Origin of the sequence: Dyadobacter koreensis (assembly GCF_900108855.1) — a bacterium.
Lineage (GTDB): Bacteria > Bacteroidota > Bacteroidia > Cytophagales > Spirosomataceae > Dyadobacter > Dyadobacter koreensis.
Map to the genome: position 1 here is coordinate 23,057 of NZ_FNXY01000003.1, position 18,792 is coordinate 41,848.

12 protein-coding genes, 1 tRNA gene and 1 pseudogene are annotated in these 18,792 nt (G+C 41.4%); 6 read left to right on the forward strand and 8 right to left on the reverse strand.

Annotated features, from left to right (window positions below; translation table 11 throughout):
• Window positions 1-72: 72 nt before the first annotated feature.
• A complete protein-coding gene (locus tag BMY70_RS08815) occupies window positions 73-1,470 on the reverse strand; it encodes a site-specific integrase (RefSeq protein WP_090334825.1) in 1,398 nt (465 codons plus the stop codon).
• A gap of 421 nt (window positions 1,471-1,891) precedes the next feature.
• On the opposite strand from BMY70_RS08815, the gene BMY70_RS30845 reads away from it, so the two are divergent.
• A complete protein-coding gene (locus tag BMY70_RS30845; protein ID WP_177196987.1) occupies window positions 1,892-2,053 on the forward strand; it encodes a hypothetical protein in 162 nt (53 codons plus the stop codon).
• A 64-nt stretch (window positions 2,054-2,117) separates the two neighbouring features.
• A pseudogene (locus BMY70_RS31260) lies at window positions 2,118-2,900 on the forward strand (recombinase family protein); the annotation flags it as partial.
• Between the two features lie 733 nt (window positions 2,901-3,633).
• On the opposite strand, the gene BMY70_RS08825 reads toward BMY70_RS31260, so the two are convergent.
• The 7 genes from BMY70_RS08825 to BMY70_RS08855 form a co-directional block, all read right to left on the reverse strand.
• Window positions 3,634-3,708 (reverse strand) — tRNA-Arg (locus tag BMY70_RS08825).
• A 102-nt stretch (window positions 3,709-3,810) separates the two neighbouring features.
• The gene (locus BMY70_RS08830; RefSeq protein ID WP_090334826.1) at window positions 3,811-4,482 is read right to left on the reverse strand and encodes an NUDIX hydrolase; all 672 of its coding nucleotides are present in this window, start codon (window positions 4,480-4,482) and stop codon (window positions 3,811-3,813) included.
• Window positions 4,483-4,506: 24 nt separating this feature from the next.
• The gene (locus BMY70_RS08835) at window positions 4,507-5,190 is read right to left on the reverse strand and encodes a hypothetical protein (RefSeq protein ID WP_090335465.1); all 684 of its coding nucleotides are present in this window, start codon (window positions 5,188-5,190) and stop codon (window positions 4,507-4,509) included.
• Window positions 5,191-5,274: 84 nt separating this feature from the next.
• Complete coding sequence (locus tag BMY70_RS08840) at window positions 5,275-5,508, reverse strand: hypothetical protein (RefSeq protein ID WP_090334827.1); 234 nt, start codon at window positions 5,506-5,508, stop codon at window positions 5,275-5,277.
• A 210-nt stretch (window positions 5,509-5,718) separates the two neighbouring features.
• Window positions 5,719-7,716, reverse strand: a complete 1,998-nt coding sequence (gene glgB, locus BMY70_RS08845) for a 1,4-alpha-glucan branching protein GlgB (RefSeq protein ID WP_090334828.1) — start codon at window positions 7,714-7,716, stop codon at window positions 5,719-5,721.
• Window positions 7,717-7,878: 162 nt separating this feature from the next.
• Window positions 7,879-9,084, reverse strand: coding sequence for a dipeptidase (locus BMY70_RS08850; RefSeq protein ID WP_090334829.1), 1,206 nt, complete (start codon window positions 9,082-9,084; stop codon window positions 7,879-7,881).
• 118 nt (window positions 9,085-9,202) lie between these two features.
• Window positions 9,203-11,191 (reverse strand): maltotransferase domain-containing protein, encoded by a 1,989-nt coding sequence (locus tag BMY70_RS08855; protein WP_090334830.1) that lies wholly within the window; start codon window positions 11,189-11,191, stop codon window positions 9,203-9,205.
• A 246-nt stretch (window positions 11,192-11,437) separates the two neighbouring features.
• On the opposite strand from BMY70_RS08855, the gene BMY70_RS08860 reads away from it, so the two are divergent.
• From BMY70_RS08860 to BMY70_RS08875, 4 genes are all read left to right on the forward strand, one after another.
• Complete coding sequence (locus BMY70_RS08860; RefSeq protein ID WP_177196988.1) at window positions 11,438-12,019, forward strand: RNA polymerase sigma factor; 582 nt, start codon at window positions 11,438-11,440, stop codon at window positions 12,017-12,019.
• A gap of 107 nt (window positions 12,020-12,126) precedes the next feature.
• A complete protein-coding gene (locus tag BMY70_RS08865; RefSeq protein ID WP_090334832.1) occupies window positions 12,127-13,131 on the forward strand; it encodes a FecR family protein in 1,005 nt (334 codons plus the stop codon).
• Between the two features lie 220 nt (window positions 13,132-13,351).
• Window positions 13,352-16,825, forward strand: a complete 3,474-nt coding sequence (locus BMY70_RS08870; protein WP_229209542.1) for a TonB-dependent receptor — start codon at window positions 13,352-13,354, stop codon at window positions 16,823-16,825.
• Between the two features lie 27 nt (window positions 16,826-16,852).
• A complete protein-coding gene (locus BMY70_RS08875) occupies window positions 16,853-18,670 on the forward strand; it encodes a RagB/SusD family nutrient uptake outer membrane protein (RefSeq protein ID WP_090334833.1) in 1,818 nt (605 codons plus the stop codon).
• Window positions 18,671-18,792: the final 122 nt, after the last annotated feature.

An 18,792-nucleotide genomic window follows, 5' to 3' on the forward strand; every position in this document is an offset into this window, starting at 1 on the left:
ATTCCCAGCAAACTTTGTTGACCATTTAATTATTTTCGCTCCTGCTTAATTTCAGTAACAACATAATTGCTATTAAATCAAAGCTTCTAGGTACTTCTTCATCTTCTCATCATCAAACGATCCAAGATAAGCCTGCGTAGTGGAAATGTTCTGGTGACCGAGGGACTGCGATATAAACGCAATCGGCGCCTCTGACTGCAACAATATCGTAGCAAATGAATGCCTGGCCGCGTAAGTTGTGATATCCATCGCTATATCCAACTTTTTAGCAATACTTCGGATATGCAGATTGGTCATCGTTACTATCTGCGAGACCGTACTCTTCTTCTGCTTTGCAGTCATGCCGGAATCCAAAAACGGAAATACGTATGATTCCGGCGCGGTACTGTTGGTATACCTGTTTATAATGTTCCAGCTTTCAGCAAACAGGTTTATTTTTATCCGGACTTGATTGCCCTTTCTCGTTCGTGCCGTTTTTTGTCGAACGAAGGACAAGCTATTCCCAGCCCTGTCTACGTCCTTCCACTTGATACTGCAGATATCCGTAATGTTCATTCCATTGCTCAGATAAGAAAATACCCACAGATCACGGCCTCGCTCTTCGTAGGAACCAGGCTCGCTCTGATAGCTGATGATTTTCATAACATCTGTCTTAGATAGAGCTTTTTTAATATTTGCACCAGCCGGGATAATATATCCACCCTTTCCAAAAGGATATAGCTCTGAACTTACAACCTTATCTCTGATTGCATCATTAAAAACACTACGTAATTGCCGGCAATATATTCCCACCGTCGTAAGCCTTGCCGGAGTATCGACAGCAGCAGCCTCCCCCTTTTTTAATTTCTTCTTTTTTGCAGCACGACCATAGAGAAGCATCCATTGTTCATAGGCCTTTAAAAAATCGGGAGTGACATGCTCAAATCTCAAAATGGTAGTAGGTTTTTGTGTATGCCGTTTAGTAGGTTTAGGAATGTTCAGAAATCTGGTTCTTTCAGTGTCGCTGAATGACGAAATAAACCGGCACAAGGAAATCCCCGTATCTCTGTAACTCGCAGCTGAGCCAAGACGTTCTTCAATTTCCATCGCCTTTGCTTTTAAATCAAGCATGCTTATCACGTCGTCTGACTCAGTCCTTACTGGTAGAGCTTCCGTCTTGCCGTAACTTTCAAATGATTCACGGAACAGATCAAATGTAAAATTAGGACCTAGCTGTCTGGTAATGTTACTTGCAAAAGGGACAATGCCGACTGGGTCAGTCTCCCTGCTCCACAACTTGTGCCAAACGTCAAGAAAATTATCATCCTTGATTTTACCATCCGGCGAATCTTTCTCGGCATTTTTCTTTAACCGCTCCCACTCCGCCTTGCTTACTTTGATGCCTGTTGAAAACAATTTCTGCTTTCTTTCAAAGATGACGTTAAGCTTTATCTTATTATCATCCCTCCTGGTGTCGAAGAATAAATTCACTGTGCCTGTTTCATGATACTACCATTTTGATTGAACATTCATTCAATTTTATGTGCAATACAATGTGCAATACAAATTTACGGATTAGACGACAAACAGACAACAAACAAAAACAAAAATATTTTATAAATGTCTAATTATCAGCATATTGAATAATAACAGACAAATATACAATAAGAAGAAAAACCATATTTTTACTGACTCATAATCAGTAAGTTTTTATGTTATTTCCGTCAAAAAAAATGCATTTACTCGTAATAGTCCAAACCACATTTTTTGCAACTAAGCCCTCTTCACCACCTACGCCAATTTCCCTTAGGATCATCTCAACTGTATCCAATAGATTTGTGATAAGTCGGGGGCTATTATACTTTATAGTAAGCAAGCCCGGCCCTAAACGTAAATACGAGGGAGGTGTGTGATGGAGGTAAAAGAAACGGAAACAGGGCTTGATCCTGAAAAGGTAATACAAATTTTAAAGAAGCACGGCGAGTCAATCAGTTTAGAAGAAGCAAAAAACGTTGTCAAACTTATCCATCAATTTGCCAGAATCGCTGTAAATCAACTAACAAAGGCTAAATGAAGAATTTAACTTTGTTATTTTTGCGATGTGGATAGTCAATTGTCTGATTTAAATGTGAAAAATCATGAGAACCGCAATATTATACATCCGCGTTAGCACTGACGAACAGGCTGACAAAGGATACTCTCAACGAGGTCAGGAAGAGACATTGAAAAGATTTTGCAGCATCAATTCAATATCTGTTAATGGCGTAATATTTGAAGATCACTCAGCCAAGACCTTTGAGAGACCTGAATGGAAAAAGCTTCTTAAAACTCTAAGGGCAAACAAAAAGCAAACGACACTGGTACTGTTTACAAAGTGGGACAGGTTTAGCAGGAATGCCGGTGATGCTTATCAAATGATCAATATGCTTAGAAAACTTGGAGCTGAACCTCAGGCTATCGAACAGCCGCTTGACCTTTCTGTTCCAGAAAATAAAATGATGCTCGCATTTTACCTGGCTGCACCTGAGGTTGAAAATGACCGTAGAGCCCTTAACGTCTTCCATGGAATGAGGCGTGCGAAAAAAGAAGGAAGATGGATGGCTAGTGCTCCTATCGGTTACAGCAACAAGGTGAACGAGCAAAACAGAAAGTGTATCGTTATCAACCCCACCGTCGGACCAATCATCTTCTGGGCATTCAGTGAAATTGCAACGGGGAGATTCAACACTGAGCAGGTCTGGAAAATGGCCAAAGAAAAAGGTCTAAAATGTAGTAAAAATGCTTTCTGGCTCGCCATTAGAAACCCGGTATACTGTGGCAAAATCTTCATACCACCCTATAAAGACGAACCTGGCTATTTTGTTAAGGGACAGCATCAAGGGTTGATATCCGAGCAGCTATTTTCCGAGGTACAGGATATCATAGATGGCAGAAAGAAAAACCCGTTTAATAAACCCAAAGTGGTTTCTCATGATTCTTTTCCATTGCGTGGCTTTCTGGAGTGCTATAAATGCGGCAGAGTTCTAACGGGAAGTGCTTCAAAGGGCAAGTATAACTACTACAATTATTACCACTGTACAACCCAGTGTGGTGTCAGATTTAAAGCGGAATCAACCAATGAGCTGTTCTTAAAGGAGATACAAAAGTATGTTCTCAAACCCGGCAGGCTCGAACTTTATTCAATGGCCCTACAGCATGATTTTAAAAGTCAAACAAAAGCGCAAGACCAGGAAAGGAAAGCAGGTATAGCGGAACTTGAAAACATCAACAATCGACTTCAAAATGCCAGAATGATGAGAGTCGATGGTAACCTTGCTGATGATGATTTTTTAGAGATCAAAACCACCTCAAACACACGAATCGAAGAAATTGAAAAAAGACTGAGTAATTTATCTGATAAGTATTCAGAGATAAGCGCTCTGCTCCCGAATGCACTTAAACGGGTATCTGAGCTCGAATCCCTATACATAAACGGAACCGTCGAAGACAAAAGAAGAATAATAAGTTCGATGTTTCCAGAAAAAATCGTTTTTGACGGACAAGAACATCGAACTCCCAGAATTAATGCCGGACTGCTCCTTATCTATCAGAAAAAGAGCGAGTTAGAGTCAATAAAAAACGAGACAAATCGTAAAAAAAACGACTTGTCTCGTATGGTGCACCCAACGAGATTCGAACTCATATCGTCGGTACCGGAAACCGAAATTCTATCCATTGAACTATGGGTGCGTAAGGCTTACGGCCTCTAACGGGGTGCAAATATAGTTTGTATTTTGATTTCTTGTCAACTATCGACAGAAAATGTTCAAAATAATATCTCTATTTCTCTCCTTATATTTTTTTCATCAGATCCCAGTCTCCAACATCTTTCAGATACATGTAATTCAAAAGAATCCCATTCACATTGGTTATAAGTTTATGACCTTCAACGAATGGAACAACATGCGTCGTAATCACCTCATGATCAGAGATTAGTCCTTGTGACTGATTGTGATAGGTGGCGATTTGTTCTGATGTCAGCTCTATTTCACTGTAAAATAAATACATCGCCTCGTCGCTAGTCCCGGTTGACGGGAAAAATGGTTCGCTATTTAATCCGACAAGTTCATCTTTGGAAATACTAATGCCAGTTTCTTCATACACTTCACGAGCCGCAACGGACGCCGCGTCACTTTCACTATCAAGCATACCGGCGGGATGTTCGTAAGTCAAAGAACCGTCGCAAATTCTTCTCTGGCGCACAAGCAGTAAAAATTTCTCTCTTGTTTGTTTCTCAATAAAACATATCAAAACACAGACAACTTCCCCTTTCAAAAAACAAATTGGCGGAATTTTGTCGCCTTCGGGAGTTGTAGCATCGGTCATCAATAACGAAAAAAGAATTTCACCATTCCCGTTTCTTCGGGAATATACCTCTTCAATTCCATGAATGTCGAGGCCGTTCTTTTCAAGATTGCCTTTCCACAAATTGTATTTGTGGGAATCAGCGAGTTTTTCGCTCATACAAATCTTCTTTCAGGTGATCAACTAATTATATAAGGGGAAAGATACTGCTACGTAAGGCATGTCATATGTCGTCGAAAACATATTCTGATTGTTGTCGAGTTTTACGTCGGTCTTATAGGTTTGACGGCCATGGACGTAACCAAGTTTTACGCCAACTCTTTCATTAATCCAGTACCTTACAAAAACCTCTGACTGGCCACTATTTTTTTCTACCGCAAGGGGAACTACATTAAAAAAGTTTGGTGAACTTGGGACATTGCTATTGTAATAGTCCGAGCTTTCGCCAGTTGGAAAAGCGTTCTTTGCATAGTATGCGTTTCTCTTTACACCTATGGCAATTCCCATAATATCGGTGTTTGCCCCGATATCGAAGTTTCCAAATTTCAGAGAAATCCCTAGCAGTACACTTAAAGAATTGGATGTAATTCTTCCAAACTTCAATGAGTCACCTTTCGACTGGATGTTGTCCGGCACCAGAGACTTGTCGCCTGTATAATAGGCAGCCGTACGGACACCCCAACCCAAATTGAACCATGGAAAAGCCTTCACACTTAATTCCTGATGATACATCACAGAAGGAGCCCATTCCTTATCATAATAACCTGTCCCTAAGTCAATTCCGGAGGTAACGCGGGAAGTATATTGCGCGTAGGTCGCAACTGTACTCAATAAAAATAATACTACTGCTAGTCTTACAATTTTCATTTTTTTAATAATTATGCTGGCGTAAAGGTAAAGAAATGTAAAAACAAACAAGCATTCGCCGTTTAATCCAACCTTTTTGCCTCATCAGACGATTCTCTTTTCTCGTAATTTATAAATTTCAATCAGGCCGGAGTCTGTCAGACTTGCGGTTACATTAATACCCCCTTCTTCCATCGTTGTAACGGTCACAAGACCATTTTTTCTCAACAATTCTGTCGCTTCCTGAAATTGATCCTGGCTTTCCGCAGGGAATTCAATAAAGTTCCTGTCGTCCGCCGTAAGGAATAACAAGAGCGCGTCTTCGATTTCCTTTGTCATGGTAATTTCGTTTATTGATGTTATAAATTCTATTTTTCAAATATCGATTTTATATCTGAATACATAGATTTTCAAATATAGTCTAAAAAAATAAGGCAGAGATGTCTCTGCCTTTAACTTATTGGTGATTTTTAGATTTCTTTAATGAAACCAGACATTTTTTTATTCAACGGCGACATATTACGAAGTTGTACAAAAACGATATTCCGATTACAATTTCTTTTTGAGCATAATCGCTGCCATCGGCGGCAGGTTGAGTTTAACAGAAAAATCCTTCCCGTGCCATAGCTGATTCTCAGCCTTAACTGGTTTTGAATTTAGCTGCCCGCTTCCCCAGAATAAAGTATCATCCGAATTAAAAACTTCTTCCCATAATCCACCTGATAGAACGCCGACCCGGTAGTCAGGTCTTGGCACCGCGGTAAGGTTTAACACGACGACAATGTTCAGCGCAGGATCTGATGCTTTTCTTGCATATACCAGAACCGAGTTTTCTCTGTCTTGTGTATCGATCCACTCAAAACCTTCGCTTGAAAATGAATACTCGGAGAGCGCAATTTCCGACTTGTAAATCGCATTCAAAGCTTTCACACATTCCTTCATTCCTTTGTGCGGTGCAAATTCAAGGAGATGCCAATCAAGGCTTTGCTGAAAGTTCCACTCAGACGTTTGTCCAAACTCACCACCCATGAACAAAAGTTTTGTTCCCGGATGTGTGAACATGTAGCTAAACATTAATCTCAAATTCGCAAACTTCTGCCATTCATCCCCCGGCATTTTATTGATCAGGGATTTCTTTCCATAAACCACCTCATCATGCGAAAGGGGAAGCATAAAGTTTTCCGAAAACGCGTATACCAAACTAAATGTCAGCTGGTCCTGATGCCATTTACGGAAAGCAGCATCCTTCTCGAAATATTTAAGCGTATCATTCATCCAGCCCATCATCCATTTCATTCCGAAGCCAAGTCCGCCAACGAAGACCGGTCGAGATACTCCTGGAAAGGCAGTCGATTCCTCGGCAACGCTCTGGATGTCAGGAAACTCAGAATATGCCGCAATATTCATATCACGAAGTAGCGATATCGCTTCAAGATTTTCACGCCCGCCAAATTCGTTTGGAATCCACTCACCATGTTTTCTTGAGTAATCCAGGTAAAGCATAGACGCGACAGCATCCACACGGAGACCATCCGTATGATACCGGTCCATCCAAAAAATAGCATTACTGATCAGGAATGAACGAACTTCATTACGGCCGTAATTAAAAATGTAGCTTTTCCAATCCGGGTGATACCCTTTTCTTGGATCTTCATGTTCATAAAGCGCAGTCCCGTCAAAACGGAAAAGTCCGTGCGCATCACCTGGAAAATGTGACGGAACCCAATCAACATAAACCCCAATGCCTTCCTGATGCAAACGATCGATTAGATACATGAGCTCTTGCGGTGTTCCCATCCGGGATGCGCATGAAAAATATCCTGTAATCTGATATCCCCAGGATGGCGGATATGGATGTTCCATGATTGGCATGAGCTCGACGTGTGTAAAGCCCATTTCTTTCACATAAGGAACTAATGTTTCCGCTATTTCTTTATACGTCAAAAAACGTTCAGGGTCCGAAGGGTCCCGTTGCCAAGAACCTAAATGAACTTCGTATACCGAAATTGGTGCATTAAGTTTATTTTTTTCTTTTCTGACTTTCAGCCATTCCGCATCATTCCACTCATACCAGGTATCCCAGACAATCGAAGCAGTTCTTGGGGCAACTTCACACCAAAGTGCAAAAGGATCTGATTTTTCCAGATGTTGCCCGTCGTTTGAAACAATAAAGTATTTATAGACCTCGCCAACGCCGATATTGGGTATCCAACCTTCCCATATTCCCGAACTATCCCAGCGCGGTGCCAGGCCATGTTCGCTTTTATTCCAGCCATTGAAGTTTCCGATCACCGAAATCGATGAGGCGTTGGGAGCCCAAACAGCAAAGTATGTTCCCGTGACGCCTTGTACGTCCATTACATGGGAACCCAGCTTTTCATATAATTTAAAATGTTTCCCTTGTTTAAACAAATGAATGTCGAAATCAGTAAAACGGGAAATGGTTTCTACTGGCTTCAACTCACGTTTTTCCACCGAAACCAAGTCCTGTTCTGCCGAAGACGCTTGGGACGCATTCTTTTTATTTTTACTTGTTGACTTAGTCATTGGTTAATATTCAATTTACAATAATCGGATGAGAGTATCGATCACCGGGTTACTTCTAACCCCTAATGTAATCGCTTCAATTTACAATTTTATTAAACTATTTCTTAAAATGTATCTATTATTTCACATCTCATCTAAAAAACCAATGCCAAAGTACTTTCTTTACATCGTTTTACCTTTTTCAACTGCTTCCAAAACGCGCATAATATTTCCTCCCCAGATCTTTTCGATATCTTTTGCCGAGTAGCCACGCCGAACCAATTCTTCGGTGATCACGCCAATCTGGCTTACATCATCAAGGCCTTGAACACGACCGCCGCCATCAAGATCCATACCAATTCCGACGTGGTCAACACTTGTCAGTTTAATCACGTGTTCGATATGATCAACAGCGTCTTTAATCGTCGGCATATCTGACTCATATTTCTTTGCGTTCGCCTTCATTTCCTCAAAAAGAGCTTTTTTATCTTCTGGTGAAAGATCTGTCTGACGCAATTTCATACGTATTGCTTTCATCGATAACTCTTGCTGCATCGACGGTTTTTTCACAAATCCCGGAACAAAATTGATCTGAATAACACCGCCATTTTTAGCCAGCGTTTTGATCATATCGTCCGTCATGTTTCTGGGCACATCGCAAAGCGCGCGGCATGACGAGTGAGAAGCAATAACCGGAACTTTTGTTAGTTTGATAACATCATAAAAAGTAGAATCAGAAACATGGGAAATATCTACCATCATTCCCAAACGGTTCATTTCTTTCACAACTTGTTCCCCAAAAGGACTCAAACCATTCCATTCCGGGCCATCCGGATCAGTCGAAGAATCGGCAATATCGTTGTTGGCTGAATGGGAAAGAGTGATATATCGGAGTCCCAGATCGTAGTAAAGTTTCAGATTGGCAAGATCGTCATTTACTGGCCAGCCATTTTCCATACCTATAAAAACAGCTCTTTTTCCTTCTTTTTGCAAGCGATAAGCATCAGCGCGTGTAGTCGCGATACCGGCTACTTCCGGATTTTTCTTTACCGCATCATGTATTTTATCAAAAATAGCCAACGCCTTTTTCTTAGCTTCGGCATTGTTCTCCGGCGAACGTTTCCCCTGACCCAAATAAACAGCGAAAAACATGCCGTCCATACCGCCTTTCTTCATTCTTGGAAAATCGATCTGGGAACCATCTTTTGCGTAATCGTGCTCCACAGCCACATCAAATCCCTCTTTCATCATATTAATAGGAACATCCGCGTGTGTGTCGATCGTTAACGCTTTTGCGTGAATCTTGGCAGCTTTTTCTTTGATCGCATCTGGAGCTGTCTGAGCATGCGATACCAAAGGAAGAGCGAGGAGAAGTAACAGCTTTTTCATAAGGTAAACCTAAAATAAGAGTGAAAATTTGGCAGAAATTCTCTGCAACCACCAAATTCATCTTTTTTTAAATAAAAAGCCAATACATATTTGCTGTTTATCAATATTTACCAACTTTTTAATGGTATTCTCCATGATAATCCTCGATTCGTAACAAATGAAAAGGAAGTATATGCGGATCGAGCTCGACGTAATTCCACTCACCTTTCCAATGATATCGTGCGCCCGTAATCAGGTCGTGGGCAATGAAAATTTCATCGTGGTTTTTATTAATTAAATGCAACGGAACCTGAACCATTCCGGCCTGTCGCTGATGTGCGTTCAGATTTACAACACAAAGGATTCTGTTCCCGTTATCATGGCCTTTAAAATAAGACAAAATCTGGTCGTTCTGCACAGCGCATGTGTGGATCCGGTTGGTTTGCTGCAACGCCTGGTTTTCCCTTCTGATCTTGTTAATCATCGTGATCAGGTAGGTAATTTTAGTCTCTTTCTCCCAATCCCAATTTCTGATTTCATACTTTTCAGCATTCCAGTATTCTTCCTTACCCGGAAGGGCCTCGTAAACAAGTTGCTCAAAAACCGGCCCATAAATTTCATAACATCCTGCGAGTGTAGCTGCAAGAAAAAATCGGATTATTTGCTGCGGCTCATGCCCTGACTGCAAGTTATAAGGATTTATATCCGGCGAATTTACCCGGAAAATGGGTCTGAAAAAGGCCTTCTGCTCAGAGTAAGCTATTTCATTAATATATTGCTGCAATTCGTAACCTGAATTCCTCCACATGAAATAGGAATCCGATAAAGCAAACCCAGATTTCGCAAGATAATTCATCACCTTCGGGCGTGTTACGGTTCCGGCATAAAAGAGGACTTGAGGGTTGCTTTTATTGACCTCACGGATAATTTGCTGCCACCATCCCACCGGGTGAAAATCTGGCTGAACTATTCGAATAATCCTGAGGCCCCACCCTATCCAAATATTGATGATTTCAAGAACAGCGTCTTTGATTTCCACCCAGTTACTCTGATCAATTATGATTTGCAGAAAATCGGGCTGACTTGAATTAGGCAAAATTATTCCGTCGGCAGGATCCCGACTGAGCTTTTCAAACCAGTCAGGATGCGCTACTACCCAGGGGTGCTCCGGAGAAAATTGCAAAGCAAGATCAAGTGCAATTTCAATATCAAGTGCCCTTGCTTCGCATACAAGATTTTGAAAATCTTCAATGTTTCCTAATTCTGAATGAATAGTGTAGTGCCCTCCCGACAAATCTCCAATCGCGTAAGGCGAACCCGGATCATTTCGTTCAACCTTTTTTCCTCCGTTTTTGCCCTTTCTCTTGTTGAGCCCAATGGGATGGATAGGGGGAAAATGTAATACATCAAAACCCATGTTGGCAATTCTGGGAAGCAACGAAATGACATCCTGAAAGGTGCCGTGGCTGCCTGCTTTATCCGCAGCGGAACGCGGGAACATGGTATACCAGGAACTGAATTCTACGTTTTTTGAATAGGAAATTATTCCAAAATCAGCCGTTCTGGCCGATAAGCTCATATCGGGGTAACGATTGAGCCATTCTGTGAAACGAAAGCTCATCGCCATTTGCCCGGCTTCATCAGCTCTTTTTTCATCTTTGAAAATCCTGACCGCTTCTTTGATCAATGCCTTATCTTCCTTCGAAGCCTGTTTCGCCATATTTTCCAGCAGCGTCCTCCCAGTGGAAAGTAAATCCTTGAACGAAATATACTGATGTACTTTTCTGGTAATTTCGGTTTGCCAGGTCGCAATCGGATCAATCCAGGCTTTGATGAAATATTGAAATGAACCAGTTCTGTCCACCACAAATTGCCCCTCCCAACGGTCGTTTCCTATGGGCTTCAAATAAGTTTCCTGCCATTTGTCTTCATTTTCATGTTTGAAAAAAATTCTTGCAGCCAAACTGTTGATACCGTTGGAAAAAATATCGGCTTGTACTAAAACGGTATCTCCTTCAATAACCTTTACCGGATATTTTCCATGATCAATTTGGGGAATTACATTTTCAATAATTACCGGGTTGTAACCCGAAGCTATATATTCTGTTATTTCAAGATCCTGATACATACTTAAAAATAATTTACTTTCAATTTTTACTAAAAATATTCACAAATATTGACTTATTCGTAAATTTCAATGATTCTGTACTGAAATCGTTCCAGCGCCAAATTATTCACCGACTTTTTAGTGTATATATGACAAGTATAAAATATTCCTGGTATCCTTATGAAGTAAATATCGCGCCCGAAGGATTGATTTCATTTAAATAATAATAGAAGTCGTAGATAAACCGGTATTAAATCCCTGACAAAATTGACAACTACCTACCATTATTTTTCTGACGAAGAGCTGACGAAACTGATCTGCCAACAAAACGATGAACTTGCTTTTAGTGAGTTATACCGTCGGCATGTCCGTATTCTGGTACACACAGCCATTCGGAAAACGGGCGCGAGAACAACCGCAGAAGATCTGGTCCAGGAAGTATTCTTCAAATTCTGGATTGGGAGAAATAAATTTGATATTCAAAAAAATGCTCAGGCTTATTTGCAGGGCATGTTGAAATATAACATTGTAAACCATTACTACCAGGAACAGAAAAAACACCTTTTTTCTATTGATGAAGTAGAGTCACCCGCTGATGACGACACCAGAGAACATCTGGACTATAATCTTTTAAGTGAGTTATATGAACAGTCGCTTTTAAAACTTCCTGAAAAATGTCGTCAGGTTTTTGTACTCAGCCGCAAAGGTTACACTCTGAAAGAAATCGCGCTGACACTTGAAATTTCGGAAAAAACCGTTGAAGCTCATATTAGCAAGGCCTTGCGGATTTTGAGAATTGAGATGAAAGATTACATCGCTTTGGCACTCATAAGCATCACTTTTGCCTAAGGAATTCAATTTTTTAAAAATAAATTCATATTTAAGTAAGGGATATTCCTCGAAATAGCAGACTGTATAATAAAGCTATTTCTATAAGTGTAAATCATACACCTAAAATGGATCCCAAAATTCCTTCTTCTGAGTTATTAAAAAAATATCTGAGCAATCAGTGCAGCAGTCACGAACGTGATCTTGTCGAAGCATGGTACCAGAGCCTTACCATTGAATCCGGAGAAACTTTTTCAGCTTGTGATGAGGAGGTTTTGTACGAACGCATTCAACTCCAAATTTCAGAAACGGAACATGAGACAAATACGCCAATTTTACCGCTTCGGAAGTTATGGTATTATGCTGCAGCCGCTGTTCTTTTTGCCGGACTTTTCTTTGCTTATTCTACCTCCCCGAAAACTGAAAAGGCTGTAACAGAAAACGTTCTTACTGATTCGCTACAAATCACTTTCAGTAATAAGGAGAAAAAAATTATCCGATACACTTTACCGGATAAAAGTGTTATCTGGCTTAAACCAGGAGCGTTTATCTCCCATCCAGTTTCATTTTCAACAAGTAAGAACCGCGAAATTGACTTTCATGGAGAGGCTTTCTTTGACGTACGGCGGGACATAGAACATCCTTTTATCATTCATTGCGGCAAATTAAAAACACAGGTTTTAGGGACGACGTTCAATGTAAAAGCCAATGAAAACGAGCCGAGCTACAAAGTTTCAGTAGTTACCGGCAGTGTTGCAGTCAGCAAAGAAAATTCAGCTAACAAATTTGAAACTATTGTATTAAAACCCAAACAAGAAGCTGTTTTTGAAAAAACTTCCGATCGGATGACTTTCAATGTTACACCTGACAATGAAACGATCAATGAAAATTGGCAGTCCGTCTCCCTTGTTTTTAATGAAACGCCTATGAGCGAGGTTGCCATTCGTTTGCAGCAAACTTTCCGTATCAAAATCGAATTTGCAAATCCTGAAATTAAAAAATGCCGCCTGAAAGTCGATTTCAATAATCAAAAGCTTCCCGAAATCCTTGGAATGATCGAAACGCTTTTGGGGACAACATATGAGATCGAAGCAGATAAAGTGATTTTGAAGGGCGAGGGATGTGCAAGATAACTATTAATGCAGGAACCTTAACTTACTTAAATATAACAACTTATGACATAGACAAATTACTTAACCAGAATTAATGTCTGTTCAAAAAAATCAGGAGTGGTTGCGACACTCCTGATTATAAACTGATCAGATATCCAAGAACGTGCAGTTCATTCAGATCGCCCTGCGGCGATTTTCAGGATCGTTGTTTCCAACATTTCAATCAATTCACAGTAAAATTATGAAAAAACATTTTCATCCACGGCATGGATTGCTATTCAAAATCATGCGATTAACATTCTATCAACTCGTTTGCATCGGTCTGCTGTCGGCAATGGCCTATGCGCACAATACGCCGGCTCAGGATCTTCTGAACCGCGGAATCTCGCTGGAACTAAGAAATGTAACATTAGAGGAGGCACTGGTGAAGATTGAGCAAAAAGCAAAAATACGTTTTGCATACAGCAGTGACCTTGTTACGATGCAACGGGCTGTGACGATTTCTGCGAACAAGGAAAAATTATCGTTCGTGCTCGACCGGTTGTTTTTGCCGATAGGAATCGCCTACCGGGTCAATGAAGACCAGATTTTATTATCCAAATCTTTTTCCAGGATAAATGAAATTCCTGCCGAGGAAACCAAAAAAACAACGATGACAGCGGACGTGAGTATATCCGGTACCGTCAAAGCTGAATCCGGCGACGGCCTACCTGGGGTGAGTATTATTTTAAAAGGGACTCAGCGTGGAACTACTACCGATATCAACGGAAAATATCAGCTGGACTTACCGGACGCAAATGCGGTTTTAATCTTTTCTTTCGTTGGTTTTGTTTCACAGGAGATTACCGTCGGAAATCGCACGACGGTTGACGTTTCCTTGCTGGCAGATACGAAAGCACTTGATGAGGTGATTGTTGTAGGTTATGGTACTCAGAAAAAATCTACGTTAACGGGATCCGTTGCTTCGATCAAAGGAGGAGAAATTGCGGAAACTCCAGTTCCAAATATCTCTAATTCCATGGCTGGAAAAGTTGCAGGTGTCAGTATGCGTCCAAATGGCGGCCAGCCCGGAGCAGATTCTCCCGAAATTCACATCCGCGGGATCGGTACAACGGGGAATAATAAACCGCTTATTGTAGTCGACGGAATTATCCGGGACAATATCAACCAGATTGACCCGACTGCAATTGAAACAATTTCAGTCTTGAAAGATGCTGCTGCGGTGGCTCCTTATGGTTTGGGCGGTGCAAATGGTGTGGTTTTAATCACAACAAAAAGAGGAAAAACGGGTGCTCCTTCCCTGACTTTCAGCAGTTACTATGGAACGCAAACGCCAACCTATTATCCAAAATTATTGAGCGCTCAGGATTACATGCGTCTTAAAAATGAAGCCTATTCCAATGAAAACCCAACCGGAACACAACTCCCGTTTGCCACTGATCTGATCGAAAATTATACCAGTTTAAATGCGAAAGATCCGGACCTCTACCCGATCAGCGACACAAAAAAACTGGTCAATATGCACGCTCCTATGCAAAACTACAACCTGCAATTAAGCGGCGGCGCAGAGAAAATCAAATACTATGCGGGACTTGGATTTTTACAGCAAAAAGGAATGTTCGATCCTGTCAGGTATACGCGTTACAATTATAATCTGAACCTGGAAGCGCAGGCAACGAAAACAACAACGGTAACGTTGGCTTTGATCGGCTCTATTGAAAATACAAAATCTGTCGATGACGCGGTCAACGCAACCAACCTTTTCAGAAATGGTTTCAAATACATTCCGATCCGAAGCTTGTATTACAGCAACGGTCTTTGGGGAGAATTTGCAGGAAACTCGCCGGTAGGTATTTTAAATGCAGGTTATCGAAAAAATACTAACAATACCCTGCTGACCACGCTTGCAATCGAACAGAAACTTCCGGTGAAGGGATTAAGTATCAAAGGGACTTTCAGTTATGACCCAAATCAGCGAACTGAGAAGGGCTGGCACACGCCGTTTTATTACTACACCCAAAATACGAACGTAACGCCGTATACCTATAAAAGAGAAATTTCTACATCGGAAGGCGGTGCGCCCGCTTTTACCTATTTGAGACAGGAATACAGAAAAACGCAGACGTTTAGCTACCAGGCTTATCTGAATTATCACAATTCATTCGGCAAACATGATTTCACAGGGCTACTGGTAGCGGAAGCCAGAAATAACACGTACGAAATATTTTCTGCCCGCAGAAATAATTTCGCGATCAACGTGGACGAACTGGATATGGGCAGTTCCAATAAAAATGATTTTGACAACTCAGGAACATCGTCAACCGGCAGCCAGATCGGTTACGTCTACCGGGTTGGATATGCCTATGCCGGAAAATATCTTTTCGAGGCGTCGGGTCGATATGACGGCCATTACTATTTTGCACCGGGAAAAAGATATGGTTACTTCCCCGCATTTTCTGTTGGCTGGGTGATGTCGGAGGAAGACTTCATTAAGAAAAGTCTTCCGATGGTCGACAACCTTAAACTAAGAGGCTCCTGGGGAAAATCAGGAAACCTTGCAGGTACTGCTTTTCAATATTTGACAGGATATAATTTATACGGAAATGCATACGCTCTGGGCGCGGGTTCGATGGTTCAGGGATCTTTCCTTCCCAACGAAGCCAACAGAAATATTACCTGGGAAATTGCTACGAAAACAGACATTGGTTTTGAAGCAACTTTATGGAGAGGTTTGCTGAATATCGAAGCAGATTATTTTCATGAGAAAAGAACGGGGATGCTTTTGCCGCCGGCTGTGACTGTTCCAATTGAGTACGGACTTGGACTTGCTGACGAAAATGCCGGAATTATGACCAATACCGGATTTGAATTCAGCCTTGGTACCCAATACAAATTTTCGAATGGCCTGAAATTGGGAATCAATGGAAATATGAGTTATGCTAAAAACAAGATGGTTCAGATCTTTGAGACAGCAGCAACCCGCAACAATCCAAACCGCAGCAGAACTGAACGTCCGTTTGGCACTCCTTTCGGATACAAGGCCATGGGTATTTTCAGTACTGCGGACGACAAAAATGATGACGGTATTATAGATTCAAAAGATGGCTATAATGTGGCGCAATTCGGAGTTTTACATCCTGGTGATATTCGTTATGCAGATTTGAGCGGTCCGGATGGAAAACCTGATGGAAAAATCGATGCGAATGATGAGACAGTTATTGGCAAGCCGGTTGCACCGTTCCTGAGTTATGGTATCACGCCGACAGCCAATTGGAAAGGATTCGATGTAAGTTTATTTTTCCAGGGATCGGCACTTGCCAGCCTTGATATCCGCCAGTTTCAAACAATTCCGTTCAATAATAACAACAGTAATTCCAGCTACGAATATTTTAATAACCGCTGGACGCCTGAAAATCAGGGAGCACGTTATCCGAGAGCTACACAAGCACCTTATGCCAATAACACGCAGGCATCGGATTTCTGGTGGACAAGTACCGCGCACGTTCGTTTAAAAACTGCGATCATCGGGTATACACTTCCAAAAAGCGTGATCCAGGCTTTGAAGATCCAGTCGGTGCGGGTTTATGCATCAGGACAAAATCTTTTTACAGTCAGCAAGCTAAATTTCATGGACCCGGAAGTGGGTTATACCGATCGCGAAACGGCTTATCCTAACCAAAAAGTTTACGTCTTCGGTTTGAATGTTACTTTCTGATTTTTGACCAATCTAATATAATCTGATATGAAAAATACGAAACAAATCATTTTTACAGCCCTGCTCGGCTTTTGTCTCAGCACGATTTCCTGTAAAGAAGATTTTCTGGATAACGAAATCAAGAATCGGCTGACCGATGAAACACAATGGACATCAGAGGGAAACGCTGATATTTTCCTGAATGACATTTATCACGATCTTTCCAATAAATGGAACTCGCCGGAAAATCTGGACAACTTTACCGATGATAATGATGCAGGTTTTTACTGGCGGTCATACAGCTGGAAACAGGGAATCGTCGATCCATCGGTAAATCAGGGATCGCCCATGGATCAGGAATACAATACCAGTGCAACTGTGAGTAATACCACCAATCACGCAACAGATTATGCGACCTGGTCGGCAGGATATTACAAAATTCGTAAGTGTAATTTATTTCTTGAAAAAATTACTGAAAATGCAGCTAATTTCTCAGAAACTTATATCAGACAACGCACAGACGAAGTACGGTTTTTGAGGGCTTATTTATACAGCGAATTGTTTATGCATATTGGTGGTTTGCCGATTCTGACCAAAACGCTGGACCGAAATACAATGGCAAAAGAAGAGCTTTACAACAAGCGCAACACTTTCGAAGAAACCTTTAATTTTATCACTTCTGAACTGGACGCGATTGTTAAAAACAAAGCTTTGCCTGTAAAATATAATAACGGTGATGCAAATGCAGGACGTTCGACACTTGGCGCAGCGTTGGCTTTAAAGGGTTGGCTGGAACTATATGCTGCGAGCCCGGCTTTCAATACTGCAAATCCTCCGGCCGGTGCCGATCCTAATAAAATGATCAGTTTTGGAAACAATGATCCCGAACGCTGGAAAAAAGCGGTGGCTACGAACAAACAATTTATGGATACTTATGGCGGAACTTACGGCTTATTCCCTGACGTCTCAGCCTTGTGGTGGGAGAAAAACGAGTACAATTCCGAGGTAATCTGGGATCGCCAGATTGTCGCGGTGATTATGGGATCTAACTATGAACAATATGGCGGACCGGTGTGGATCGACGGCGTTTATTATACCTGGGGAAATTACGATCCTACGCAGGAACTTGTTGATCAGTTTGCGATGGCAAATGGAAAACCGATCTCCGATCCGACTTCCGGCTACGATCCTCAGAACCCTTACGTAAACCGTGAAAAACGTTTCTACGATTTCATCGTCTACGACGGAGCGCCATACAAACAAGACTGGATGGCAAAAGTTGATACCATTTACACCCGGATCGACAAAGTAAAACCGTCGAAAAATCAGATCGATTTTGGTACGGACGATGTAAGTAATACAGGTTATTATTTCAAAAAGAAGATCAATCCGTTAAAACCAAGAGGTGGTGCGTCAAGCGGGCAGAATTATATTTATTATCGTTATGCTGAGGTATTGCTGAACTATGCCGAAGCTCAGAATGAGGTTGCCGGGGCCGACGCTTCTGTTTATTCAGCGATCAATGCAATACGCAAACGTTCTGCCTTGCCGGATCTTCCTGCTGGCCTGAGCAAAGATGAGATGCGTCAGGCGATTCGCAGGGAACGGCGTATCGAACTTTGTTTCGAATCGAAAAGGTTTTACGATATCATTCGCTGGGTTGTTGCGGAAGATGTAATGAACAAAGATCTGCACGGCATGAAAATCACGAACACTTCGCCCAATGACAATAAAGGTAAATGGGTTTATGAGGTTGTCGGACTTAATCACCCGCACGTCTTCCACAAGAAAATGTATATGAATCCGGTTCCACAATCGGTAAGAGACCAGAACAAAGAGATCGTTCAAAACCCTGGTTATCAATAATAGTTGTCTGTTGATAAAACAAAAAAAACCTTACACGCCAGGTAACTGGCTGTAAGGTTTTTCTTTTATAGTCTCGTCTGCATTTATATTTTCCAAGAAAAAACAGGACGTTATACATTAAT